Below are 24,064 nucleotides of genomic sequence, written 5' to 3' on the forward strand. Positions count from 1 at the left end.
CCTCAACATGTCGTTTTCCCTAGCCACCACCGCATTTTCGTGCCCCCGGCATGCCGCGCCGCACCGCCTTTTACGCGGTTCGCCGCACATGGACGAGCGCACGGAATTCGCACCGCCCCTTGCGCCCCGAGGCGCCCCTACGCGATGCCAGACACGCCCCAGTCACAAGCTCCGCAGCCCTCCGACGCAGCCACGCCGGCAACGCTGTCCGCGCCCTGGCGCACCGCGCCCGGCTTTGCCGAACTCGGCGCGCAGTTCTTCACGCGGCTGCGCCCGACGCCGCTGCCAGCGCCCTACCTGGTGGGGGTGGCGCCGGCCGCTGCGGCCCTGCTCGGCTGGGATGCCGGCATCGGCAGCCAGCAGGACTTCATCGAGACCTTTATCGGCAACCAGGTGCCGGACTGGGCCGACCCGCTCGCCACGGTCTATTCCGGGCACCAGTTCGGGGTCTGGGCTGGCCAGCTCGGCGACGGCCGCGCCATCCGCCTGGCGCAGGCCGAGACCGCCACCGGCCCGTGGGAAATCCAGCTCAAGGGCGCGGGCCTGACGCCCTACTCGCGCATGGCCGATGGCCGCGCGGTGCTGCGCTCGTCGATCCGCGAGTACCTCTGCTCCGAAGCCATGGCCGCACTGGGCGTGCCGACCACGCGCGCGCTGTCTATCATGGGCTCGGACGCGCCGGTGCGGCGCGAGACCATCGAAACCTCCGCGGTGGTGACCAGGCTGTCGCCGACCTTTATCCGCTTCGGGCACTTCGAGCATTTCGCCGCGCACGACGACGTCGCCGCGCTGCGCAAGCTGGCGGATTTCGTCATCGACAACTTCATGCCCGCGTGCCGCGACGACGCCCAGCCCTACCAGGCGCTGCTGCGCGAGGTCTCGCTGCGCACCGCCGACCTGATCGCGCACTGGCAGGCGGTGGGCTTCTGCCACGGCGTGATGAACACCGACAATATGTCGATCCTGGGCCTGACCATCGACTACGGCCCATTTGGCTTCCTCGACGCGTTCGACGCCAACCATATCTGCAACCACTCCGACGCGCAGGGCCGCTACGCCTACAGCCAGCAGCCGCAGGTGGCATTCTGGAACCTGCACTGCCTGGCGCAGGCGCTGCTGCCGCTGTGGCTGCCGCCAGAGGATGCCGACCAGGAAGGCGCGCGCGACGCTGCCGTGGCAGCCGCGCGCGCGGCGCTGGACCCGTTCCGCGACCGCTATGCCGCGGCATTCTTCCGCCACTACCGCGCCAAGCTGGGCCTGCGCCCGCCCGCCGGCGGCGATGACAAGAGCGATGAGCCGCTGCTGACCAGCCTGTTCCAGCTGCTGCACGGCCAGCGCGTGGACTACACGCTGTTCTGGCGCAAGCTGTGCGGCATTTCGTCCACCGATGCCTCGCGCGACGCGCCGGTGCGCGACCTGTTCCTGGACCGCGCCGCCTTCGACGCATGGGTGGCCGACTATCGCGTGCGCCTGCGCGCCGAGCAGTCGCACGATGCCGCGCGCGAACTGGAAATGCTGGCAGTCAACCCCAAGTACGTGCTGCGCAACCACCTGGCCGAAACCGCGATCCGGCACGCACGCGAGAAGGACTTCACCGAAGTGGATCGCCTGCTGGCAGTGCTGTCGCGCCCCTTCGACGAGCAGCCGGAAGCAGAGCACTACGCGGCGCTGCCGCCGGACTGGGCCTCCGGCCTGGAAGTCAGTTGCTCGTCGTGACGTCATGTGATCCGTGCCCTGCACGCCGGCGCCTGCCGGTGTAAGGTTCGCGCAGTTCGCACGACCAATGCCTTAACTGAGGAACCCATCCGAGGAAGCCCTGCGAGGACAAGACCATGACCACCACCAAGACCGACGCCGAGTGGCGTGAACAACTCTCCGACATCGAATACCGCGTGACCCGCGAGGCCGCCACCGAGCGCCCGTTCACCGGCCGCTACTGGGACCACTGGGACAACGGCATCTACCACTGCGTGGGCTGCGGCACGCCGCTGTTCGAATCCGCCACCAAGTTCGATGCCGGCTGCGGCTGGCCCAGCTATTTCCGCGCCATCAACGGCGAGGTGATTGCCGAGCACGTCGACCACAGCCACGGCATGACGCGGGTGGAGGTACGCTGCAAGGAATGCGGCAGCCATCTCGGCCATGTCTTCGAGGATGGCCCCGCCCCGACCGGCCTGCGCTATTGCATCAACTCGGCTGCGCTAAAATTCGATGATCGCGACCCGGCACAGCGTGCGGCGGATGATGCCCACGCCGCCGGCAGCGACGACAACCCCCGGCGCGACCCGCAGCGCTGAATGCTCCGGCAAGCACGCCGGACACAACCTGGTACCGCATGAAATTCCTGTTCGACCTGTTCCCGGTCATCCTGTTTTTTGCCGCCTTCAAGCTGGCTGACATCTACACCGCCACCGCCGTGGCCATTGGCGCCACCGTGCTGCAGATCGGCTGGGTCTGGTTCCGCCACCGCAAGGTCGAGCCGATGCAGTGGGTCAGCCTGCTGATCATCGCGGTGTTCGGCGGTGCCACGCTGGTGCTGCACAACGAGACCTTCATCAAGTGGAAGCCGACCGTGCTCTACTGGATGTTCGCGGTGGGGCTGCTGGGCTCGGTGATCGGCTGGCGCAAGAACCTGATCCGCGCCATGATGGAAAAACAGGTGACCCTGCCCGACCCGGTGTGGGCGCGCCTGAACGCCGCCTGGGCCGGCTTCTTTGCCGCCATGGGCGTGCTGAACCTGTACGTGGCCTACCAGTTCTCGACCGAGGCCTGGGTCAACTTCAAGCTGTTCGGCAGCATGGGGCTGATGCTGGTGTTCATCGTCGCCCAGAGTGTCTGGCTGTCGCGCCACATGCCCGAGAACAGCCAGGACTGACGGCCCCGTCCCCGCACCCCCGAACCGAAGGAAACCATTGATGGCAGCCGATCCCGCCACTATCGAGGCGATGCTGCGCGAAGCGCTCGCCCCCAGCCACCTGGCCGTGCGCGACGACAGCGCGCTGCACGCCGGACACGCCGGCGCCGCATCCGGCGGCGGACATTACGACGTGACAATCGTCAGCGAGCGCTTTACGGGTCACAGCCGGGTTGCGCGACACCGCATGGTGTATGATGCGCTGCGCGGTCTGTTCCCCGCGCAGATCCACGCACTTGCCGTGACTGCGTTCACCGACCAAGAGTACCAATCCCGCGCATCATCACGCGATTCTTCCAGCAACTCTCAGACCTGATTCCATGAAGACCACCGTCCTCTCGTTCAGCCTGGCGGCTGTGCTTGCTGCCGGCAGCCTGCCGGCCATCGCCCAGAATGCCGCCGTCGTGAATGGCAAGGCCATTTCATCGGCAAAGCTGGACAAGTTGATCGCCGGCACCGGCCAGCCCGACAACCCGGAGCTGCGCTCGCGCGCGCGCAACATGCTGATCGACCGCGAACTGCTCGTGCAGGAAGCCAACAAGCGCGGCCTGACCCAGCGCGACGACGTGCAGGAACAACTGGAACAGGCCCGCCTGAACGTGCTGGCCGGCGCAGTGTTCGAAGACTACGTTAAGACCCACGGCGCCAGCGACGCCGAGCTGCGCAAGCAGTACGACAAGATCAAGTCGCAGTTCGGCAACGGCAAGGAATACCACGCCCGCCATATCCTGGTGGAAAAGGAAGCCGACGCCAAGGCGATCATCGCCAAGATCAAGGGCGGCGCCAAGTTCGAGGACATGGCCAAGGCCTCGTCCAAGGACCCGGGCTCGGCCGCCAACGGCGGCGACCTGGACTGGGCCAACAGCAGCAGCTACGTCCCTGAGTTCTCGGCTGCCATGACCGGCCTGAAAAAGGGCCAGCTGACCGATACCCCGGTCAAGACCCAGTTCGGCTGGCATATCATCGAACTGGTCGACGTGCGCGACGCCAAGATCCCGTCGTTCGAAGAGGTCAAACCGCAGCTCACGCAGATGCTGATGGGGGACCAGAACTGGCAGCGCGAGCAGTTCCAGGCCATGATGAAGTCACTCAAGGACAAGGCCAAGATCCAGTAAGGCACGGTCCGGTCGCCCCCGCCGGTCCTGCAAGATTCAAGGATGCAGCGCGTGGAGTCGACTGGCCGCTACTGGCAACTCTGGCATCTCTCGTCCCGGGGCATGTGCTATTGCGCACTGGCCTGGGCGACCCTGGACGGCGCCGCCCCCGGCTGGCGCCAGCTCCACCCCTATCTCCCGTTGCGTGACCGTTACGCGCCCGAGAAGATCCTGCACGCCGTGGTGGCTTACAAGGAGGCTCGCGGCGAGATCAGGGCGCCCCCTGGTTTTGAAGCCGGGCGGATGCTGACTTATGCCTATGCGTCGTGGAGTTCACGCCTGCTCCCTCCGCTTGCCGGCTGAAACCTGCCTTCACCGGCGCAGGTCGTAGCGCCACCCGGTTTCGTCGAGCTGCCTGATACTGTCGGCAACCAGTCCGACCAGCGCGTCCAGCATCTTGCTGCCCTTTTCCCGATGGCGCTGTCTATGCCGCCAGCGGCAAACTGGCCTCCAGTTCGGCCGTGGAAACCTCGTTCAGCAAGACTTTCTTCATGATGCGTTCTCCGCCAGCGGCTGCACTTTCGCGTTCAGGAACAGCAGGTACACCAGCACCGTGGCCAGCAGCGCCACCAGCCCGTTGGGCCACTCGGGCAGCCAGCGGTTCAGCTCAAGGCCGAGCCCCAGTGCCATGCCGACCAGCGCGGCGCCGACGCCGGCCCGGTTGAATGCGGGCTGCCGGTCGAGTTCGCGAACGTCATAGCGGCCTTTGTGCCGGATATAGAAATCCGCCAGCAGCGGGCCGGCCAGCGGCGGCGCCATGATGCCGAGGTAATTGATGAGCTGCGCGTTCATGCCCCTGGCGCCGTAGGCATAGCGGCACAACAACGCCAGGCTCAGGCCGGTGCGTTGGGCGATGATGCCGAGCAGGGCTGTCAGCACGAACAGGATGCCCATGCCCATGCCCATGCCCATGCCGATGGCGATGGCGATGGCGATGGCCAGCAACGCCATGGAGAAAGAAACGCCCGCTCCGCCCGCGGGCCCGGCCAGGGTGCCGCCGATAAACAGGCCGGTGGCAACATAGCCAAACCCGACCCATACCATCACCTGCTTCCAGGTTGGCCTGCGCGCACCGGGCGGGACCGTGGCGAACATATAGTCTGCATCGACTGCCGGGGACGACTGCGCCTTCTGATTCATGGTGGGATCTCCGGATCAGCCGTTCCGGGTTCAAGCGACCCGGATGCAAGCGGACCAGCCCTGCATCCGATCGTGAGTCAGCGCGAGAGTAACAGTGCGAAAGCGGCAGGAAATGCGGAAGATTCCAAGATGCGGAGCGAAATGGCCGTCGCCATTTGGGCTTTGGCCGCTTGCATCGCCGAAAAACTAAAAAGCCACCGGCGCTGCCGGTGGCTCTTGCTTGGGACGAAGGGCGCAAGCCCTGGGCTGCTGCTTACCCCACCCACTTCCGCGCATTGCGGAACATCCGCATCCACGGGCTGCCGCCGTCGGCAACCTGCTTCCACGCATCCGGCGCCCAGCTCATGGTCGCGGCACGGAACACGCGTTCCGGGTGCGGCATCAGCACGGTGAAGCGGCCATCGACGGTGGTCACCGAGGTAATGCCGTCAGGCGAGCCGTTCGGGTTGAGCGGATAGGCCTGCGTGACCGCACCGTAGTTGTCGACAAAGCGCAGCGCCACGTGGGCCTGGTCGATATTGCCCTGCTGCGAGAAGTCGGCAAACCCTTCGCCGTGGGCAACCACGATCGGAATGCGGCTGCCTTCCATGCCGGCGAAGAAGATCGACGGCGACGACTGCACCTCGACCGTGACAAAGCGCGCCTCGTACTGCTCCGACTGGTTGCGCGTGAACTTCGGCCAGGCGCCTGCGCCCGGGATGATCGGGGCCAGGTTGCTCATCATCTGGCAGCCGTTGCAAACGCCCAGCGCAAAAGTGTCCTGGCGGTTGAAGAAGGCAGCGAACTGCTCGGCCATCTGCGCGTTGAACAGGATGGTCTTGGCCCAGCCCTCGCCCGCGCCCAGCACGTCGCCGTAGCTGAAGCCGCCGCACGCGACAAAGCCGCTGAAGTCGGCCAGATTGGCGCGGCCTGCGATCAGGTCGCTCATGTGCACGTCGTGCGTATCGAAGCCGGCGCGATCCATGCTGTACGCCATCTCGATCTGCGAGTTGACGCCCTGCTCGCGCAGGATCGCCACGCGCGGGCGGGCGCCGGTGGCGATGAACGGCGCGGCGATGTCTTCGGCCGCATCGAAGGTCAGCACCGGGCTGATGCCGGGGTCAGCGGCGTCGAGCAGGCGGTCGTATTCGCTGTCGGCGCAGGCCGGGTTGTCGCGCAGGCGCGCGATGCGCCAGCTGACTTCGCTCCAGTTGCGCTGCAGGTCGGTGCGCGAGGCGCCGAAGACCTTCTTGGCATCGCGATAGACCTCGATCTGGTCGGTCGCGTTGGGCTTGCCCACCACATGGCTGCAGGCCGACAGGCCGGCTTCGCGCAGCACGGCAAAGACCGTGTCGCGGTCTTCCATGCGCACCTGCACCACCGCGCCGAGCTCTTCCGAGAACAGCGCGCGCAAGGTCTGGTCGTTGCGGCGCTCGGCGATCTGCTGCGCCCAGTTCTTGGCGTCGCCGTAGTCCTGCTCCTGCTGCGGGTCCAGCGCCAGCATGTCGACGTTGAGCGAGATGCCGCAGTGGCCGGCAAAGGCCATTTCCGCCAGCGCGGCCATGAAGCCGCCATCCGAGCGGTCGTGATAGGCCAGCAGCTTGCCTTCGCGGTTCAGGCGCTGGATCACGTTGAAGAAGTTCTTCAGGTCTTCGGCGTTATCGACGTCGGGGGCGCTGTCGCCGACCTGCTGCGTCACCTGCGCCAGGATGCTGCCGGCCATGCGGTTCTTGCCACGGCCCAGGTCGACGGCGATCAGCACGGTGTCGCCGGCGTCGGTGCGCAGTTGCGGGGTCAGCGTGCGATTGACGTCGTCCACCGCGGCAAAGGCCGAGATGATCAGCGACACCGGCGCGACCACTTCCTTGTTGACGCCGTCGTCCTGCCACTTGGTGCGCATCGACAGCGAATCCTTGCCGACCGGGATGCTGATGCCAAGCGCCGGGCACAGTTCCATGCCGACGGCGTGCACGGTGTCATACAGCTTCGCGTCTTCGCCTTCCACGCCGCAGGCCGCCATCCAGTTGGCCGACAGCTTGACCTTGCCCAGGTCCTTGACCGGCGCGGCGGCCAGGTTGGTCAGCGCCTCGCCGATCGCCATGCGGCCGGAGGCCGGCGCATTGATCACGGCCAGCGGGGTGCGCTCACCCATGGTCATCGCTTCGCCGGCCTTGCCCTGGTAGTCGAGCGTGGTCACGGCCACGTCGGCAACCGGCACCTGCCACGGGCCGACCATCTGGTCGCGCGCGTTCATGCCGCCCACGGTACGGTCGCCAATGCTGATCAGGAACGACTTGTTGGCCACGGTCGGATGGCGCAGCACGTCGCGCACCGCCTGCTCCAGACTGATGCCGGTCACGTCCACCGCCGGCAGTTCCTGCTCGACGCGCTTGACGTCGCGATGCATGCGCGGCGGCTTGCCCAGCAGCACGTCCATCGGCATGTCGACGGCGTAGTGCTCCTTGAGCGCGGCGTCGACGCTGGCGTCGACCAGTTGCAGCTGCTTTTCTTCCGTGGCAATGCCAACCACCGCGAACGGCGAGCGCTCGCGCTGGCACATGGCCTGGAATTGCGGGAAGCTGTCCGGCGCGATCGCCAGCACATAGCGTTCCTGCGACTCGTTGCACCAGATCTCGGCCGGCGACAGGCCGGACTCTTCCAGGTGCACCTGGCGCAGGTCGAAGCGTGCCCCGCGGTCGGCGCCGTCCACCAGTTCGGGGAAGGCGTTGGAGATGCCGCCCGCGCCGACGTCATGGATCGACAGGATCGGGTTGGCGTCGCCGAGCTGCCAGCAGGCGTTGATCACTTCCTGCGCGCGGCGCTCCATCTCGGGGTTGCCGCGCTGGACCGAATCGAAGTCCAGATCGGCGGTGTTGGTGCCGGTCGCCATCGAGCTGGCGGCGCCGCCGCCCATGCCGATGCGCATGCCCGGGCCGCCCAGCTGGATCAGCAGCGTGCCGGCCGGCAGCGGGTTCTTGTGCGTGTGCGCGGCGTCGATATTGCCGATCCCGCCCGCGATCATGATCGGCTTGTGGTAGCCGCGCACGGTGCCGCCGACGTTCTGCTCGTAGACGCGGAAATAGCCGCCCAGGTTGGCACGGCCGAATTCGTTGTTGAAGGCGGCGCCGCCGAGCGGGCCGTCGATCATGATCTGCAGCGGCGAGGCGATGCGGTCCGGCTTGCCGGTCACGCCGGGCTTGTCTTCCGGGTTGCGGTGCGCCACCGGCTGGGCGGCGTCGCGGTCGTTTTCCCAGGACTCGACGGCCTCGGGCAGCATCAGGTTGGACACCGTGAAGCCGGTCAGGCCGGCCTTAGGCTTGGCGCCGCGGCCGGTCGCGCCCTCGTCGCGGATTTCACCGCCGGCGCCGGTGGAGGCACCCGGGAACGGCGAGATCGCGGTCGGGTGGTTGTGCGTCTCCACCTTCATCAGCGTGTGGGTCAGCGCCTCGTGGCGGCCGTACTTGTGGTCATCGCCGCGCGGGAACCAGCGCTCGGCCACGTCCCCCTCCATCACCGCCGAGTTGTCCGAGTAGGCCACGATCGAGCCTTGCGGATTGAGCTGGTGCGTATTGCGGATCATCGCGAACAGCGACTTGTCCTGCTGCACGCCGTCGATGGTCCAGGTGGCGTTGAAAATCTTGTGGCGGCAGTGCTCGCTGTTGGCCTGCGCGAACATCATCAGCTCGACGTCGGTCGGGTTGCGCTCCAGCTTGCCGTAGGCATCGACCAGGTAGTCGATCTCGTCCTCGGACAGCGCCAGGCCCATCTCGACGTTGGCCGCGGCCAGCGCGCTGCGTCCGGCCGAGATGTCGATAAAGCGCAGCGGCTTGGCCGGCAGTTCCTGGAACAGGCCGGCGGCATCGTCACGCGAGGCGACCACGGTCTCGGTCATGCGGTCGAACAGGTGCGCGGCGACGGCGGCGCGGGTATCCGCGTCCAGCGTCTTGCGGCCGCGCAGCAGGCCCTTCTTGCAGATGACCGTGATTTCGATACCGCGCTCGATGCGGTGGATATGCGTGAGGCCGCAGTTATGGGCGATGTCGGTGGCCTTGCTGGCCCACGGCGAGATCGTGCCGAAGCGCGGGATCACCACGAAGCGGTCGCCGTCGGGCTGATCGGCGAACGGTGCGCCGTAGGTCAGCAGCGCCGCCACGCGGGACTGCTCTTCGGCCGACAGCGGCGTCTGTGCGTCGACAAAGTGCAGGAACTGGCCATGCACCGATTCAATATCGGCGTCGATCTGCCGCAGGGCGGTGAGCAGGCGTTGCTGACGGAAGGCGGAAAGCGCCAAAGCGCCGGGGAAGCACGAGAAATGCGCCATGATCGTAGCGGTCGGGAGGCGGTGAGGTAGGGGCTGCTGCTTAGCCGGCACCGCTGCATGGGGTGCCGACTGGCGGGAAACCGCTATTGTACCTTGCCGGCACCCGGATTTTGCACTGCGACATCACGACGGGGCCGTGTTACCGCCCATCCTGATAATGCTTATGCGTCACTTTTACCGAATGGACGGCTCAGAGTGACGTCGCCGAGCGCGCGGCCTGCTCGTACAGTCCGGTCAGCACCCGCATCAGCCGGGCGAGCTCCCCGATCTCGGCATTCTCTTCGCTGCCTTCGGTGAAGTTGCTGGTCAGGCATTGTTCGCGGATCTCGCGATAGCGTGCGCAGGCCTCGGCACCGGCCGGGGTGGTCGAATAAGTGGCCTCCTTGCCGACCCGCTCCCCGCTCACCAGCCCCAGCCCCTGCAGCTTCTTCAATGCGTAGGTCACCAGGTGGGTGTCTTCCACGTTCAGCACGAAGCAGATATCGGCCAGCCGCTTGGGCCGGCCGCGATGGTTCACGTGATGCAGCACCAGCACGTCCAGGAAGGTCAGGTCGCGCACCCCCGCCGCCCCCATGCAGCGCACCACCCAGCGGCTGTAGGCATTGTAGGCGGTGTTCAGCCCGAACTCGAACTCGGACAGCTCGGGGCTGCGCACCGACACCAGGTGCGAGGACGACACGATATTGGCCCCGGCCGCGCGCGACAGCGCGGTGGCCGGCCTTGCCTTATCGGCAACGGCAGAGGCATCGGCCACGGCGGCGGCGGTATGCCCGCTCTCGGCTGGCTTGCGTGGCATGCGGGAGACTCCTTTCGATGGGACGGCGCTGGCGTGCTAGGTATAAGCCCGGAGCGCGCCCCGGCAATTTTAGCTTGACAGTTTATTGGCGAATTATGAGCATGAACACCTAATAAATACAGGTAAAGCATGAGGGAGGACGCCGGCCACGACTGGCCCTGCGCATGTGCACCGCGCCCTTCCCCGTGCCGGCAGGCGGCCGCCACCATGGCGGTGCCCGCCCCGCCCTCGCACCCCGTTTGCAGACCCCATGCCATCCATGCTTCCCGACCTCGACACCCTGAACACCCGCCTGCGCGACGGCGCCACCAGCCGTGCGCAGATCATCGAGCAGGCGGCCGCGCTTGCCGCCACGCCGGCTGCCGAGGCCGTGTTCCTGCACAGCACCTTCGAGGCCGCGGCCCAGGTCGCGCGCGCTGCCGATGCCGCCGGCCGCGCCGGCAAGGCGCTGCATCCGCTGGCGGGGCTGCCGGTTTCAGTCAAGGACCTTTACGACGTGGCCGGCGAAGTCACCAGCGCAGCCTCGCTGGTGCGCAAGGATGCCGCGCCGGCCACCGCGGACGCCACCGTGGTCGCCCGCCTGCGCGCTGCAGGGGCAGCCCTGGTCGGGCGCACCAACATGACGGAGTTCGCGTTCTCGGGCGTGGGCATCAATCCCCACTACGGCACGCCGGCCAACCCAGCCGGCACCGATGGCGTGGCGCGCATCCCGGGCGGCTCGTCGTCGGGTGCGGCCGTTTCGGTGGCGCTGGGGCTGGCGGTCGCGGCGCTTGGCAGCGACACCGGCGGCTCCATCCGCATCCCCGCCGCGCTATGCGGCATCACCGGCTTCAAGCCCACCGCGCGGCGCGTGCCGCTGACGGGGGCCTTTCCTCTGTCCTACACGCTCGACACCGCCTGCGCGATGGCGCGCACGGTCAGCGACTGCATTGCCGTGGACAGCGTGATCGCGGACAGCGCAGTGATCCCGCGCGTCACCAACCCCGCCGCGACGCGGCTGGCGATCCCGCGCCAGGTCCTGCTGGACGACCTCGACCCGGTGGTGGCGCGCGCCTTTGACCGCGCGCTGGGCCGGCTGTCGGCCGCCGGCGTGCAACTGGAGCATGTCGACCTGCCCGAGCTCGGCGAACTGGCGGGCCTGAACGCCCAGGGCGGCTTCAGCTCGGCCGAAGCCTTTGCCATCCACCGCCACCTGCTGGCCGCCCGGCGCGACCTGTACGACCCGCGCGTGGCCTCGCGCATCGACCGCGGCGCCAATGTCAGCGCCGCCGACTATATCGACCTGGGCCGCGCCCGGCTGGACTGGATCGCCCGCATGGAAGCGCGCCTGGCCCGCTTCGACGCCGTGGTCTGCCCGACCGTGCCGATGGTCGCGCCCGAGATTGCGCCGCTGCGCACCGATGATGCGCAGTTCTTCCGCGTCAATGCCCTGCTGCTGCGCAATACCTCGGCCTTCAATTTCCTTGACGGCTGCTCGATCTCGCTGCCCTGCCACGCGCCGGACGAGCTGCCCGTGGGCCTGATGCTGTCGCACGGCCCGATGCGCGATGCCGGCCTGCTGGGCACGGCCCTTGCGTTGGAACGCATCGTGCAACCTTCACAGCGCGACGACTGAGCCCTGCCGCCGCGCCGTTGATCTTGCGCCGGCGTGCCCGCCAATGCGGGCACGACCGGCACCAGGTAGTACGCAACCAGCAGTACCACCGCGCCCCCGCGCGCACACCAGGAGAGATCGAGATGCGAGTCAAGGCAATCGTTGCGGCCGGCCTGATGCTGGCCGCCGTGGCGGCACAGGCGGATACCAAGTGGGACCTGCCGACCGGTTATCCGGCCAGCAACCTGCACACCGAGAACCTGCAACAGATGGCCAACGACGTGGACAAGGCCACCGGCGGCAAGCTCAAGATCGTGCTGCACCCCAATGGCTCGCTGCTCAAGGCCAACGAGATCAAGCGCGGCGTGCAGACCGGCCAGGTGCAGATGGGCGAGATCCTGATGTCCTTGCTGGCCAACGAGAATCCGGTGTTCGGCGTCGATGCGGTGCCGTTCCTGGCCACCAGCTATGCCGACGCCTACAAGCTGTGGCAGGCCTCGCGCCCGGTCACCGAGAAGGTGCTCGACAAGCAGGGCATGAAGCTGCTGTACGCGGTGGCCTGGCCGCCGCAGGGCATCTATGCCAACAAGCCGATCAATTCCGCCGCGGACATGAAGGGCCTGAAATGGCGCGCGTACAACCCGGCCACCTCGCGCATCGCCGAGCTGGTCAGCGCCCAGCCGGTGACCATCCAGGCTGCCGACCTGGCACAGGCGCTGGCCACTGGCACGGTCAACTCCTTCATGTCGTCGGGCGCAACCGGCGTCGACACCAAGGTGTGGGAGAGCGTGAAGTACTTCTACACGGTGGACGCCTGGCTGCCCAAGAACATGCTGGTGGTCAGCAAGAAAGCGTTCGCGGCACTGGACAAGCCGACCCAGGAGGCCCTGCTCAAGGCCGTCGCCGACGCCGAGAAGCGCGGCTGGCAGGTCTCGGAGCAAAAGACCAAGGAGTACCTGGCCACCCTGTCGCGCAACGGCATGACGGTGCAGCCGCCTTCGCCGCAGCTCAAGGCCGACATGCAGAAGGTGGGCAAGGTCATGGTGGATGACTGGGCCAAGGGCGCGGGCGAGGACGGCAAGGCTATCCTGGACGCCTACCGCAAGTAGGCTGATGTGCGCTCCCTCTCCCCTCAGCGGGAGAGGGGAGCAAACCTGCCTGATCGATGTTCGTCAGCAAGCCTGCTGCCCGCTTGCCTCAACTGCTGCCCATCATGCCAACTGCCCCCTCCTCCAAGCGCTGGCTCGACCGCCTGCTTGACCTCTTTGCCGTGCTCGGCGCGCTGTGCATCCTCGCCGTCTGCGTGATCATGATCCTGATGTCGCTGTCGCGGGAGACCTCGGTGATCTTCAAGGGTGGCGATGACATCGTCGCCTGGCTGTGCGCGGCGTCCGCCTTCCTGATCCTTGGCCAGACCTTCCAGCATGGCGGCATCGTGCGCGTCGAGATGCTGCTGGGGGCCGTGGGCCCGCGCCGGCGCCGGGTGCTGGAGCTGGTCTCGCTGACCGTCTGCCTGGCGTTTGCCGCCTACGCGGCCTGGGCGCTTGGCACCTTTGCGTGGCAGAGCTGGGAAATCGGCGATGTCTCCCAGGGCCAGATCGTGATCCCGCTGTGGATTCCGCAGAGCTTCGCGGTGCTTGGCTGCGTCGGCTTCCTGCTGGCGGTCGCCGATGAATGGCTGCGCGTGGTGCGCGGACACAAGCCGCGCTACCAGGTGGCCCATGAAGAAAAGCTCGCCGCCGGCGATTTCGGGGAGACGGTCTGATGAGCACAGTCGTGGTTGCACTGATCCTGCTGCTGGTGATGATCGTCTTCCTGGCGATCGGCGCGTGGATCCCCGTGGCCATTGCGGTCACCTCATGGGTCGGTCTGGTGGTGTTCTCGGACCGCGAGGCGCTGGTCAGCCTGGCCAACGCATGGTGGTCGTCGAGCGCCTCATACACGCTGGCATCGCTGCCCCTCTTTGTCTGGATGGGCGAGATCCTGTTCCGCACCAAGCTGTCCGAGCAGATGTTCAGCGGGCTGTCGCCGTGGCTGAGCTGGCTGCCCGGGCGGCTGATGCACGTCAATATCCTGGGCTGCGGCATTTTTGGCTCGGTGTCGGGGTCGTCGGCGGCCACCTGCGCCACCATCGCCAAATCGGCGCTGCCGGAACTCACGCGGCGCGGCTACGACGAGCGCACTACGCTCGGCTCGCTGTCCTGCGCCGGCACGCTCGGCATCCTGATCCCGCCGTCGATCACGATGGTGGTGTACGCGGTGTCGGCGGACGTGTCGATCATCCGCGTGTTCCTGGCGGGCTTCATACCCGGCCTGCTGCTGATGCTGCTGTTCTCCGGCTATATCGTGGTCTGGGCACTGGCCAACCCGGACAAAACCCCGCCGTCGGAGCACTTCAACTGGCGTGCGCGGCTGGCATCGATCCGCCAGCTGCTGCCGTGCATCGTGCTGATCGCCTTTATCACCGTGATCATGGTGACCGGCTACTCCACCGCGACCGAAGCCGCAGCCTATGGCGTGGTGGCTTCGCTGGCGCTGGCGTGGGCGGGCGGCTCGCTCACGCGCGCGGCGTTCTGGGACAGCCTGATGTCGGCCACGCGGCTGACCGCGATGATCATGTTCGTGCTGGGCGCGACCTCGTTCCTGTCGGTTACCATGAGCTTTACCGGCATCCCGCGCGCGCTGGCGGAATGGGTGGCGGCGATGCACCTGTCGCCGTGGGCGCTGATCGCCGTGCTGACAGTGATCTACATCGTGCTGGGCACGGCGCTGGACGGCATCTCGATGATCGCGCTGACCACCGCGACGGTGCTGCCGATGGTGCAGGCGGCCGGCTTCGACCTGGTCTGGTTCGGCATCTTCATCGTGCTGCTGGTGGAGATCGCCGAGGTGACGCCGCCCGTGGGCTTCAACCTGTTCGTGCTGCAGAGCATGACAGGCAAGGACAGCAATTACATAGCAAGGGTCTCGCTGCCCTTTTTCATGATGATGGTGGTGGCGATCGCCATCGTCACGATCTGGCCGGGCGTGGTCACCTGGCTGCCGGACATTGTCATGCAGCAGGAAGTCAAATAGCATTGGCCGGCCCCGCCCGGCCATTTGCCGCCGGCCCGGCAATATGGAGGGTCCCAGTCCGATGCATGTGATCGTCATCGGCGCCGGCGCGATCGGCGTCAGTTCCGCCTGGTACCTGCGGCAGGCCGGTTTCGACGTGACCGTGCTCGAACGCCGCGCCGCGCCGGCGCAGGAAGCCAGCTTCGGCAATGCCGGCGTGATCGCGCCCGGCTATGTCACGCCATGGGCGGCGCCGGGCATGCCCGGCAAGATCCTGCGCACGCTCTTTGCGCGCGAGGCGCCGGTCCTGTTCCGCCCTTCCGCCGACCCGGCCATGTGGCGCTGGATCGCGCGCTGGCTGCGCGAATGCCAGCTGGAGCGCTACCGCGCCAACAAGCTGCGCATGCAGCGGCTGGCGTTCTACAGCCGCGGGTGCCTGCACCGGCTGCGCAGCGAGCTGCAGATCGACTACGAGCAGTCGCAAGGCTACCTGCAGCTGTTCCGCACCGCGCGCGACCTCGACCTGGCCGCGCCCGCCGTGGCCCTGCTGCGCGAGAACAACGTGCCGCACCGGCTGGTCAGCGCGCAGGAATGCCGCCGTATCGAACCGGGCCTGGCGGCCGACACGCCGCTGGCTGGCGGGCTGCACCTGCCGGAAGACGAGTCCGGCAACTGCCCGATGTTCGTGCGCGCGCTGCACCGGCATGCCGAGGCCGCAGGCGTATCGTTCCGCTTCGACACCCGGGTGGCGCGCGTCAGGCCCGACAACGCGGGCAAGCTGCAGGTCGAGCTGCAGCACTCCGACAAGAAGCGCCCTGGCCAGGTGCTGAGCGCCGACCGCGTGCTGGTCGCGGCCGGCGCCGACAGCACCGCGCTGCTGCGCCCGCTGGGCCTGCGCATGCCGCTGTATCCGGTCAAGGGCTACTCGGTGACGGTGATGGTCCGCGACGAACTGCAGGCGCCGCTGGGCGCGCTGATGGATGAGTCCTACAAGGTCGCGATCACGCGCATGGGCAACCGCCTGCGCGTGGCGGGTACGGCCGAGCTGGGCTCACGCAAGCTTGATCTGCGGCCGGCCGCCCTGAACACCCTGGTCAAGGTCGCGCGCGACTGGTTCCCGGTGGCAGGCAACTACCAGGAAGCCACGCAATGGGTGGGCGCGCGGCCGATGCTGCCGGACGGGCCGCCGCTGATCGGCCCAACAGCCGTGCCCGGCCTGTTCCTCAACCTCGGCCATGGCTCGACGGGCTGGGCGATGAGCTGCGGATCGGGCAAGATTGCGGCTGACCAGATCGCCGCCAGCGCCGGCACCCATGGCGGCCCGGACATCGACATGGAGGGCCTGCTGCCCGACCGCTACGGCCTGGGGCCCGCCAGATAACCACACATGACACCCTCTGCCTCTACCGCCACCTCGCACGCAAACGGCGACGGCTGGTTTGCACTCGATGCCGCTGCCTCCGCACCGGTTCCGCTGTACGACGTCGCCGCCATCCGCCGCATCGAGAACGCCGCCTTCACGCAACTGCCCGCCTTTACGCTGATGTCGCGCGCCGGCGCCGCGGCCGCGCGCTGGCTGGCCTGCCATGCACCCGCCGGCCCGCTGCTGTTCCTGGCCGGCCCCGGCAATAACGGCGGCGATGCGCTGGTGGCCGCCACGCAATTGCACAGCGCCGGCCGTGCCGTGCAGGTATGGCTGACGGCGGACCCGCAGCACCTGCCCGCCGACGCCGCGACCGCCTGGCAGCAAGCGCACGCAGCCGGCGTCCCGGTCAGCGTGGTCGCAGGCATCGCTGCCTCGCATGACGCGGACTGGCCCGCGGGCACCGCTGCGCTCGTCGACGGCCTGCTCGGCATCGGCCTGAACCGCCCCGCCGACGGCACCATGGCGTGGTGGATCGGACAAATCAACCGCAGCGCGCTGCCGGTGTTTGCGCTGGACATCCCCAGCGGCCTGTTCGCCGACACCGGCGCGGGCGCGCCGGCCGTGCGCGCGCAGCGCACGCTGACCTTTATCGCCGCCAAGCCCGGGCTGCTGACGCTCGACGGGCGCGACTGCGCCGGCGAGGTCGATATCGCGCCGATCGGCCTTGACTATCCGCCGGACGAAACGCCCCATTGCCTGGTAAACGGCCCGGCGCTGTTCAGCACGGCGCTGCCGCGCCGCCACCATGCCAGCAACAAGGGCACGCATGGCTCGCTGGCGCTCATCGGCGGCAACCTGGGCATGACCGGGGCGCCGCTGCTGGGCGCCAGGGCCGCGCAGTTCCTCGGCGCGGGCAAGGTGCATATCGGCTTCCTGGCGCAGCCCGCACCGCTGTTCGATCCGCTGCATCCGGAGCTGATGCTGCATGCCGTGGACGCACTGGCCCTCGCTGCCATGTCGGCGCTGGTGATCGGTCCTGGCATGGGCACGGACGCCAACGCACACAAGCAGTTTGCGCGGCTGCTGCAAGCCGCGCCGCTGCCGCTTGTGCTGGATGCCGATGCCCTGAACCTGCTGGCTGCCGATCCGGCGCTGGCCGGGGCACTGGCCGCCAGCGGCGCGGCCTGCGTGATAACGCCGCACCCGCTCGAAGCCGCCCGGCTGATGGGCGTTCCCGTCGCCGAGGTGCAGCGCGACCGGCCCGCTGCTGCCGCAGCACTGGCTGCGCAATGGCAGGCCGTGGTCGTGCTGAAGGGATCGGGCACAGTGATCGCGGCGCCTGACGGCAGTCCATGCACGCTCAACCCGAGCGGCAATGCCGCACTTGCCAGCGCCGGCACCGGCGACGTGCTGGCCGGCATGCTGGGGGCGCTGCTGGCGCAAGGCATGGCGCCGCTGGCCGCGGCCCGGGCGGCGGTGTGGATCCATGGACGCGCCGCCGATGCCCTTGTCGCCCAGGGCACCGGGCCGGCCGGCGTCACCGCAAGCGAACTGTACGCGCCCGCGCGCACCATCTTCAACCAGTTGCTGGCCGGGGCCCGCGCATGACGCGCGGCGCGATGCTGCGCGATCCCGCCGACCGCCGCCACCTGCTCACCGGCATCGCCCTGCTGGTCATCGGACAATGGATCCTCAGCCTGCTCGATGCCACCAGCAAGACCCTGACGCAGCAAGGACTGCCGCTGGTGGCCGTGGCATGGGTGCGCTATGTCGGGCATGTGGTCGCGATCTTCCTGCTGCTCGGCCCCGCCGGCTGGCGGCGCCAGTGGCGGCCGGCAAGGCCAGGGCTGCAGTGGCTGCGGGGCGCGCTGATGCTGGTCTCGACGCTGGTGTTCTTCAGCGTGCTGATGCTGATGCCGCTGGCGCAGGCCACGGCGCTGAATTTCTGCGCGCCGCTGTTCGTGGTGGCACTATCGCCGTGGCTGCTGGGCGAGCGCCCCGGGCGCCATGCCCGCTGGATGCGCTGGACCGGTGTGGTGGTCGGCTTTGCCGGCATGCTGGTGGTGGTGCGCCCGGGGGGCCAGCTCAGTCCGCTCGGTGTCGGCCTGGGCCTGGTGTCGGCGCTGGTGTTCGCGCTGATGCAGATGCTGACACGCCGCATTGCCGCGCACGACACACCGATGACCACGCTGATCCAGAGCGGCGTAACCGGCGCCTGCCTGACCACGCTGATCGTGCCCTTCTTCTGGTTCAGCGCCTGGCCTACGCCGATGCAATGTGCGCTGCTGTTGTCCGCGGGGATCACCGGATCACTTGGCCATTATTTCGTCATCCGGGCCTTCCAGTACGCGGATGCGTCTTTCCTGAGCCCCTTCCTCTACCTGCAGATCCTGTCCGCGACGGTAATCGGCTACCTGGCCTTCGGCCAGTTGCCCGACTGGACCACCGCAATCGGCATCGGCATCATCTGTCTGGGAGGCTTGTGCGTCGCTGGGGGAGAACCCGTGCTACGCGCCATCGCGGCCCGGCTCGGCGGCGCGCGCCGTCAGACAATGTCCGATACTTAGCCTGCGCCCACGCTGGTATGTTGCAAGTGGTAACGATATTCGCCGCTGCCAGGCCGGATCCCGGCAGCGCTGACGATATACTTGCATCTCTGTCTTGTGAGCCGGCAACGCCACGCGGCTCGCGCAACCTCGATTGTCCTGCATGCCCACTGACCTTCACGCCTGGAACGCCCTGCTGCGGCACCACGACACCCTTCGCGACGCCCAGATGCGCGACGGGTTCGATCGCGAAGGCGCGCAGCGCGTCGCACAATTCTCGCTGGAAGCCGCCGGGCTCTATCTCGACTATTCGAAGAACCGGATCACGCCCGAAACCATGCGCCTGCTGGTACAGCTGGCAGCCGAGGCCGGCGTGACCAGACGCCGCGACGCGATGTTCACGGGCGAGCATATCAATACGACTGAAGACCGCGCGGCACTGCACGTAGCGCTGCGCGCGACTGCCGGCGCCGGCTACAAGGTCGACGGCGAGCAGGTCATGCCGGCAATCCGGAAGGTGCTGGTACGCATGCGCGATTTCTCGGAACGCGTGCGCAGCGGCGCCTGGAAGGGTGTCACCGGCGAGCGCATCACCGATGTCATCAATATCGGCATCGGCGGCTCCGACCTGGGGCCGCGCATGGTGTGCCGCGCGCTGTCGCACCTGGCCAATGCCGATGGCAATGCCGCGCCGCGCATGCACTTTGTTTCCAATGTCGACGGCACCGACCTGGCCGAGACGCTGGTGCGGCTCGACCCGCAACGGACGCTGGTGATCGTCTGCTCCAAGACCTTCACCACGCTGGAAACCATGGCCAACGCGCGCAGCGCGCGCGCCTGGTTTGTCGCCAACGGCGTGGCCGAGCATGACCTTGCCAAGCATTTCGTCGCAGTCTCGACCAATACCGAAGCGGTGCGCGAGTTCGGCATCGACCCGGCCAATATGTTCGAGTTCTGGGACTGGATCGGCGGACGCTTCTCGCTGTGGTCGTCGGTCGGCCTGTCGATCACGCTGGCCGTGGGCTTCAACGCCTTCGCCGACTTGCTGGCCGGCGCGCGCGCCATGGACGAGCATTTCCGCACCGCGCCGCTGGAACGCAACATGCCGGTGGTCCTGGGCATGCTGGGCATCTGGTACCGCAATTTCTGGCATTTGCCCACCAGCTGCATGGCGCCCTACTCCACCTCGCTGGAGCTGTTTCCCGCCTTCCTGCAGCAGCTGGAGATGGAGAGCAACGGCAAGTCGGTGCAGCTTGACGGGCAGCCCGTGCGCACGCATACCTCGCCGGTGGTGTGGGGCACGGCCGGCACCAACGGGCAGCATGCCTATTTCCAGCAGATCCACCAGGGCTCGCAGGTGGTGCCGGTGGATTTTGTCGCGCCGCTGGTGCCGCCGCGCCGGCTGGCAGGCCATCACGCCAAGCTGCTGGCCAACTGCTTTGCGCAGGCCGAGGCGCTGATGCGCGGGCGCAGCGCCGATGAGCTGCGTGCCGCCGGCCTGAAGGACGAAGTCCGTATCGCCCATATGGTGTTCGAGGGCAATCGCCCCAGCAACACCTTGCTGATGGAAAACCTGACGCCGCATGTGCTGGGTGCGCTGATTGCGCTGTATGAGCACCGCACCTTCGTGCAGGGCGTGGTCTGGAAGATCAATTCCTTCGACCAGTGGGGCGTCGAGCTGGGCAAGATCCTGGCCCGTCCGATCGAGGCCGAGCTGACCGGGAATGCCGTCGGCCAGCACGATGCCTCCACCACGTCGCTGATCGAGCGCGCCCGCGCGGTGCTGAAGGCGGGCGCCGCCAGCTAGACCTCCGCGCCCATCCATTCATCGCTGGCCACGCGGCCGGCGTCGATGGTCAGGATACGGCCACAGCGCGCCGCCACCGAGCGGTCATGCGTTACCAGCACCAGCGTTGAGCCGGCATCGCGGTTAAGCTCGAACATCAGCGCGATCACGGCTTCGCCAGTGGCGGTATCGAGGCTGCCGGTGGGCTCGTCGGCAAACAGGATGTCCGGGCGCGCCACGAACGCGCGCGCCAGCGCCACGCGCTGCTGCTCGCCGCCCGACAGCGTGCGCGGATAGTGCCCCAGCCGCGCGCCCAGGCCCACGCGCAGCAGCATGTCCAGGGCGCGCTCGCGCACCTGCGACGTTTCGCCGCGCAGCTCCAGCGGCAGCATCACGTTTTCCAGCGCGGTCAGGTGGCCGACCAGCTGGAACGACTGGAACACAAAGCCGACATGGCGGCCCCGCACGGCGGCGCGCTGGTCCTCGTCCAGCGCGAACAGGTCCTGGCCCTGCAGCCGTACCGTGCCCGTGCTGGGCAGGTCCAGCCCCGCCAGCAGCCCGAGCAGCGTCGACTTGCCCGATCCGGACGCCCCCACGATGGCGAGCGTTTCGCCCGGCGTGACGGAAAAGGTCACGTCGTGCAAAATCGTCAGCGAACCGGTCGTGTCGGCAACGGTCTTTCCGAGGGACTCGACAGCGAGAATGGAAGAAGACATGGATATTGGGATCCGAGGCAAATGGCGCCGGCTGCTGCTGGCAACCGGCATGGCACTGACGATATCGGCCGGGGCCTCAGCCCAGGCTGCGGCGCCGGCACTGCTGGTGCTTGGCGACAGCCTCTCCGCCGAGTACGGCATCGCGCGCGGCGCGGGCTGGGTCACGCTGCTGCAGGACCGCCTGCGGCAGGAGCGCTTCGATTATAGCGTTGTCAATGCCAGCATCAGCGGCGAGACCACCATCGGCGGCAAGACGCGGCTGCCGGAGCTGCTGTCGCGGCACCGCCCGGCCATCGTGGTGGTGGAGCTTGGCGCCAACGACGCGCTGCGCGGATTGCCGCTGCAGACCACTGAGGCCAACCTGCGCAACATCGTCAGCATGGCACAGAAGGCCGGCGCGGGCGTGCTGCTGATCGGCATGCGCATCCCGCCCAACTACGGGCAGGACTACACCGAGAAGTTCGTCTCGCTGTATCCGAAGCTGGCCGGCGAGTACAAGGTGCGGCTGGTGCCGTTCTTCCTCGACAATGTCATCGCGCGGCAGGACTGGTTCCAGCCCGACCGCATCCACCCGACCGCCGCGGCACAGCCAGCGCTGCTCGATACGGTGTGGCCGCAGCTCAAGCCGATGCTCAGGCGCAGCGGCGCGAAGTAAGAATAAAAAAACCCCTGCCGCCTGGCAGGGGTCCTTGCTGGCAGCGGGGCTGCCGCGGCTGATCTGGCGCTTACTCGGCGCCTTGCGGCTGCGTGGCACCCACCGGCGTCAGCATCTTGACCTTCGAGCGTGCCTTCAGGCTTTCATAGAATGCCTGCAGGTCGGTCTGGCCGGCGAGCTGCGACAGCTGCTGCGCTTCGGCCTGGCGTTGCGCCGGGTTGGCCTGCGTCGGCTGGCTGACCTTGGTGATACGGTAGACCGCGTAGCCTTCGGCCCCCAGGTCGACACCCACCACCGAGGGCAGCTTGTTCGCATCGGCGCGCAGCACCGCTTCGACCGCCTTCGGCGGCATACCCTCGGCCTTGGCGCGCGACACGGTCTGCACCGCGCCAAAGCCGTCGGCGCTGTCTGCCTTCTTCAGTGCGGCAAGCCGGGCCTCGCCGTCCTTGCGCGCCAGTTCGGCCGCCTGCTGGGCGATATAGCCCTCGCGCACCTTGGCTTCGACTTCCTCGAACTTGCGCACGGCCGCCGGGCGGTACTCGACGATGCGCGCGGCCACCAGCGTGTTCGGGGCCACCTGGACGGCCTCGGTGTTGCGCTTATTCTTGATCGCGTCGTCGCTGAACAGCGCCTTGAGCAGCTTGTCGTTGTTGAGCGGGCTCTGCGCGCCCAGCGCCGGGTTCGGCTGGCGCGTGACGTTGTCGGCGGTCTGGATGGTCAGCTTGAACTTGTCGGCGGCGGGCTTGAGGCTGTCAGCCTGCTCATAGACGGTGTTGCCGAAGGCATCGGCCTGCTCGGCAAACTTCTTGTCGGCGAACTGCTTGCGCAGCTCAGCTTCGAGTTCCGTGCGCACGGCTTCCAGCGGCTTGGTCTCGGCGGGCTTGATGCCAGTCAGCTTGATGATGTGATAGCCGTAGTCGGTTTCCACCACGTCGCTGACCTGGCCATCCTTGAGCGCGTACATGGCGTCCTCGAACGGCTTGACCAGCGCGCCGCGGCCCATGAAGCCCAGGTCGCCGCCCTTCTCGGCCGAGCCCGGGTCCTGCGAGTTCTTGCGCGCCACGTCGGCGAAGGTGTCAGGGTGCTTGCGCAGGTCCTCCAGCAGCTTGGTGGCCTTGTCCTTCGCGGCCTGGCGCTGGGCGGCCGGCGCATCCTTCGGCGCGCTGATCAGGATATGGCTGGCGCGGCGCTGCTCGTCGATGCGGAAGCGCGCGATATTGCTGTCGTAGTAGGACTTCAGCTCTTCGGGCGTGACCGCCTGCGTCGCGGCCAGGGCCTCGCCCGACAGCAGCAGGTACTCGACCTTGGCTTGTTCCGGCACCGAGAAGGCCTGCTGGTGGCTGTCGTAGTAGGCCTTCAGCGCGGCTGCATCGGGCTGCACCTTGGCGGTGTAGCCGGCCGGCTTGAACAGCAGCGCCTGCACATCGCGCTGCTGATCGCGCACGGCGATCAGGCGATCGAGCAGCGACTTGGGCACGAATGCCGTCGCGGCGACCGATGCGCCCAGCTGCTGCGTGGCCAGCTCGAAGCGCATGCGGGCATCGAACTGCTCGGGCGTCATGCCCTGCGACTGCAGCAGCTGCAGGTAGGCCTTGTCGTCGACCTTGCCGTCCTTGGTGCGCGGCAACTGCGCGATCGCCGGCAGGTTGCTGATTTCCTCGAGCAGCTTGGCGTCGGACACGGTCAGGTGCTCACGCGCCACGGCACTGGCCATCACGCGCTGCAGGATCAGCTGGTCCAGCACGGCCCTGCGGGCGTCCGGGCCTTCGAACTGGCGCGGGTCATAGCTGGCGCCCAGGACCTGGCGCGCGCGTTCGCTCTGGTCGCGCACGACGTTATCGATCTCCTGCACGCTGATGGCGCGGCCGTCGACCTTGGCGGCATCGTGCGAGCTGTCCATGAAGCGCGAATAGCTTTCCACGCCGAAGAACACGAACGACGGGAAAACAAGCACCAGCAGCAGCAAGAGCATCAGGCGCCGGTTGTTGCGTACGAAATCAAGCATGCGGATTCGGGTAGTGGATTGGCACGAAAGACAAACTC

Annotated in this window: 20 protein-coding genes; 15 read left to right on the forward strand and 5 right to left on the reverse strand. The window is 67.6% G+C overall.

Annotated features, from left to right (window positions below; all coding sequences use genetic code 11):
• Window positions 1–144: 144 nt before the first annotated feature.
• From C265_RS00325 to C265_RS00350, 6 genes are all read left to right on the forward strand, one after another.
• Window positions 145–1,716, forward strand: coding sequence for a YdiU family protein (locus C265_RS00325; protein WP_010810054.1), 1,572 nt, complete (start codon window positions 145–147; stop codon window positions 1,714–1,716).
• A gap of 116 nt (window positions 1,717–1,832) precedes the next feature.
• Entirely contained in the window at window positions 1,833–2,297 is a 465-nt protein-coding gene (gene msrB / locus C265_RS00330; RefSeq protein WP_010810055.1) for a peptide-methionine (R)-S-oxide reductase MsrB, read from the forward strand.
• Window positions 2,298–2,335: 38 nt separating this feature from the next.
• Window positions 2,336–2,875 (forward strand): septation protein A, encoded by a 540-nt coding sequence (locus tag C265_RS00335; protein WP_010810056.1) that lies wholly within the window; start codon window positions 2,336–2,338, stop codon window positions 2,873–2,875.
• Window positions 2,876–2,915: 40 nt separating this feature from the next.
• Complete coding sequence (locus C265_RS00340) at window positions 2,916–3,230, forward strand: BolA family transcriptional regulator (protein ID WP_010810057.1); 315 nt, start codon at window positions 2,916–2,918, stop codon at window positions 3,228–3,230.
• 4 nt (window positions 3,231–3,234) lie between these two features.
• Window positions 3,235–4,029: a peptidylprolyl isomerase gene (locus C265_RS00345; RefSeq protein ID WP_010810058.1), complete on the forward strand. Its 795-nt coding sequence runs from the start codon at window positions 3,235–3,237 to the stop codon at window positions 4,027–4,029.
• A gap of 42 nt (window positions 4,030–4,071) precedes the next feature.
• Window positions 4,072–4,371: a hypothetical protein gene (locus C265_RS00350; RefSeq protein ID WP_010810059.1), complete on the forward strand. Its 300-nt coding sequence runs from the start codon at window positions 4,072–4,074 to the stop codon at window positions 4,369–4,371.
• Between the two features lie 186 nt (window positions 4,372–4,557).
• Here the strand turns inward: C265_RS00350 and C265_RS00355 are convergent, their stop codons facing one another.
• From C265_RS00355 to C265_RS00365, 3 genes are all read right to left on the reverse strand, one after another.
• Window positions 4,558–5,208 carry a hypothetical protein gene (locus C265_RS00355; RefSeq protein ID WP_010810061.1) on the reverse strand — a complete coding sequence of 217 codons (651 nt, stop codon included), beginning with the start codon at window positions 5,206–5,208 and terminating at the stop codon, window positions 4,558–4,560.
• Between the two features lie 253 nt (window positions 5,209–5,461).
• Window positions 5,462–9,508: a phosphoribosylformylglycinamidine synthase gene (gene purL, locus C265_RS00360; RefSeq protein ID WP_010810062.1), complete on the reverse strand. Its 4,047-nt coding sequence runs from the start codon at window positions 9,506–9,508 to the stop codon at window positions 5,462–5,464.
• A gap of 190 nt (window positions 9,509–9,698) precedes the next feature.
• Window positions 9,699–10,304: a winged helix DNA-binding protein gene (locus C265_RS00365; RefSeq protein ID WP_010810063.1), complete on the reverse strand. Its 606-nt coding sequence runs from the start codon at window positions 10,302–10,304 to the stop codon at window positions 9,699–9,701.
• A 250-nt stretch (window positions 10,305–10,554) separates the two neighbouring features.
• Between C265_RS00365 and C265_RS00370 the strand changes: the two genes are divergently transcribed.
• From C265_RS00370 to pgi, 8 genes are all read left to right on the forward strand, one after another.
• Window positions 10,555–11,919, forward strand: coding sequence for an amidase (locus C265_RS00370; RefSeq protein WP_010810064.1), 1,365 nt, complete (start codon window positions 10,555–10,557; stop codon window positions 11,917–11,919).
• A gap of 122 nt (window positions 11,920–12,041) precedes the next feature.
• The gene (locus tag C265_RS00375) at window positions 12,042–13,007 is read left to right on the forward strand and encodes a TRAP transporter substrate-binding protein (RefSeq protein WP_010810065.1); all 966 of its coding nucleotides are present in this window, start codon (window positions 12,042–12,044) and stop codon (window positions 13,005–13,007) included.
• 104 nt (window positions 13,008–13,111) lie between these two features.
• Complete coding sequence (locus tag C265_RS00380; protein WP_037023387.1) at window positions 13,112–13,663, forward strand: TRAP transporter small permease subunit; 552 nt, start codon at window positions 13,112–13,114, stop codon at window positions 13,661–13,663.
• Entirely contained in the window at window positions 13,663–14,973 is a 1,311-nt protein-coding gene (locus C265_RS00385) for a TRAP transporter large permease (protein WP_010810067.1), read from the forward strand. The genes C265_RS00380 and C265_RS00385 overlap by 1 nt, the downstream gene beginning before the upstream one ends.
• Window positions 14,974–15,034: 61 nt before the next feature.
• A complete protein-coding gene (locus C265_RS00390) occupies window positions 15,035–16,333 on the forward strand; it encodes a D-amino acid dehydrogenase (protein WP_010810068.1) in 1,299 nt (432 codons plus the stop codon).
• A gap of 6 nt (window positions 16,334–16,339) precedes the next feature.
• Window positions 16,340–17,926, forward strand: a complete 1,587-nt coding sequence (locus C265_RS00395; protein ID WP_010810069.1) for a bifunctional ADP-dependent NAD(P)H-hydrate dehydratase/NAD(P)H-hydrate epimerase — start codon at window positions 16,340–16,342, stop codon at window positions 17,924–17,926.
• Window positions 17,923–18,885: a DMT family transporter gene (locus C265_RS00400; protein ID WP_010810070.1), complete on the forward strand. Its 963-nt coding sequence runs from the start codon at window positions 17,923–17,925 to the stop codon at window positions 18,883–18,885. Before C265_RS00395 ends, C265_RS00400 begins: the two co-directional genes overlap by 4 nt.
• A gap of 142 nt (window positions 18,886–19,027) precedes the next feature.
• Window positions 19,028–20,671, forward strand: coding sequence for a glucose-6-phosphate isomerase (gene pgi / locus C265_RS00405; RefSeq protein WP_010810071.1), 1,644 nt, complete (start codon window positions 19,028–19,030; stop codon window positions 20,669–20,671).
• Here pgi and C265_RS00410 read toward each other — a convergent pair.
• Window positions 20,668–21,366, reverse strand: a complete 699-nt coding sequence (locus C265_RS00410) for an ABC transporter ATP-binding protein (RefSeq protein WP_010810072.1) — start codon at window positions 21,364–21,366, stop codon at window positions 20,668–20,670. The two genes, pgi and C265_RS00410, sit on opposite strands and share 4 nt — an antisense overlap.
• On the opposite strand from C265_RS00410, the gene C265_RS00415 reads away from it, so the two are divergent.
• A complete protein-coding gene (locus C265_RS00415) occupies window positions 21,365–22,021 on the forward strand; it encodes an arylesterase (RefSeq protein ID WP_010810073.1) in 657 nt (218 codons plus the stop codon). The two genes, C265_RS00410 and C265_RS00415, sit on opposite strands and share 2 nt — an antisense overlap.
• 70 nt (window positions 22,022–22,091) lie before the next feature.
• Here the strand turns inward: C265_RS00415 and C265_RS00420 are convergent, their stop codons facing one another.
• Complete coding sequence (locus tag C265_RS00420; protein WP_010810074.1) at window positions 22,092–24,026, reverse strand: SurA N-terminal domain-containing protein; 1,935 nt, start codon at window positions 24,024–24,026, stop codon at window positions 22,092–22,094.
• Between the last annotated feature and the right edge of the window lie 38 nt (window positions 24,027–24,064).

The sequence above is a fragment of the Cupriavidus sp. GA3-3 genome, from assembly GCF_000389805.1.
GTDB classification, from domain to species: Bacteria; Pseudomonadota; Gammaproteobacteria; order Burkholderiales; family Burkholderiaceae; genus Cupriavidus; species Cupriavidus necator_D.

Bases quoted from the DNA above. Each gene is read 5' to 3' on its own strand.
- pgi (WP_010810071.1), top strand. From the start codon at position 19,028: ATGCCCACTGACCTTCACGCCTGGAACGCCCTGCTGCGGCACCACGAC.
- C265_RS00325 (WP_010810054.1), top strand. From the start codon at position 145: ATGCCAGACACGCCCCAGTCACAAGCTCCGCAGCCCTCCGACGCAGCC.
- purL (WP_010810062.1), bottom strand. From the start codon at position 9,508: ATGGCGCATTTCTCGTGCTTCCCCGGCGCTTTGGCGCTTTCCGCCTTC.
- C265_RS00385 (WP_010810067.1), top strand. From the start codon at position 13,663: ATGAGCACAGTCGTGGTTGCACTGATCCTGCTGCTGGTGATGATCGTC.
- C265_RS00380 (WP_037023387.1), top strand. From the start codon at position 13,112: ATGCCAACTGCCCCCTCCTCCAAGCGCTGGCTCGACCGCCTGCTTGAC.
- C265_RS00365 (WP_010810063.1), bottom strand. From the start codon at position 10,304: ATGCCACGCAAGCCAGCCGAGAGCGGGCATACCGCCGCCGCCGTGGCC.
- C265_RS00345 (WP_010810058.1), top strand. From the start codon at position 3,235: ATGAAGACCACCGTCCTCTCGTTCAGCCTGGCGGCTGTGCTTGCTGCC.
- C265_RS00420 (WP_010810074.1), bottom strand. From the start codon at position 24,026: ATGCTTGATTTCGTACGCAACAACCGGCGCCTGATGCTCTTGCTGCTG.
- C265_RS00340 (WP_010810057.1), top strand. From the start codon at position 2,916: ATGGCAGCCGATCCCGCCACTATCGAGGCGATGCTGCGCGAAGCGCTC.
- C265_RS00400 (WP_010810070.1), top strand. From the start codon at position 17,923: ATGACGCGCGGCGCGATGCTGCGCGATCCCGCCGACCGCCGCCACCTG.
- C265_RS00395 (WP_010810069.1), top strand. From the start codon at position 16,340: ATGACACCCTCTGCCTCTACCGCCACCTCGCACGCAAACGGCGACGGC.
- C265_RS00370 (WP_010810064.1), top strand. From the start codon at position 10,555: ATGCCATCCATGCTTCCCGACCTCGACACCCTGAACACCCGCCTGCGC.
- C265_RS00375 (WP_010810065.1), top strand. From the start codon at position 12,042: ATGCGAGTCAAGGCAATCGTTGCGGCCGGCCTGATGCTGGCCGCCGTG.
- C265_RS00390 (WP_010810068.1), top strand. From the start codon at position 15,035: ATGCATGTGATCGTCATCGGCGCCGGCGCGATCGGCGTCAGTTCCGCC.
- C265_RS00355 (WP_010810061.1), bottom strand. From the start codon at position 5,208: ATGAATCAGAAGGCGCAGTCGTCCCCGGCAGTCGATGCAGACTATATG.
- C265_RS00415 (WP_010810073.1), top strand. From the start codon at position 21,365: ATGGATATTGGGATCCGAGGCAAATGGCGCCGGCTGCTGCTGGCAACC.
- C265_RS00350 (WP_010810059.1), top strand. From the start codon at position 4,072: ATGCAGCGCGTGGAGTCGACTGGCCGCTACTGGCAACTCTGGCATCTC.
- msrB (WP_010810055.1), top strand. From the start codon at position 1,833: ATGACCACCACCAAGACCGACGCCGAGTGGCGTGAACAACTCTCCGAC.
- C265_RS00335 (WP_010810056.1), top strand. From the start codon at position 2,336: ATGAAATTCCTGTTCGACCTGTTCCCGGTCATCCTGTTTTTTGCCGCC.
- C265_RS00410 (WP_010810072.1), bottom strand. From the start codon at position 21,366: ATGTCTTCTTCCATTCTCGCTGTCGAGTCCCTCGGAAAGACCGTTGCC.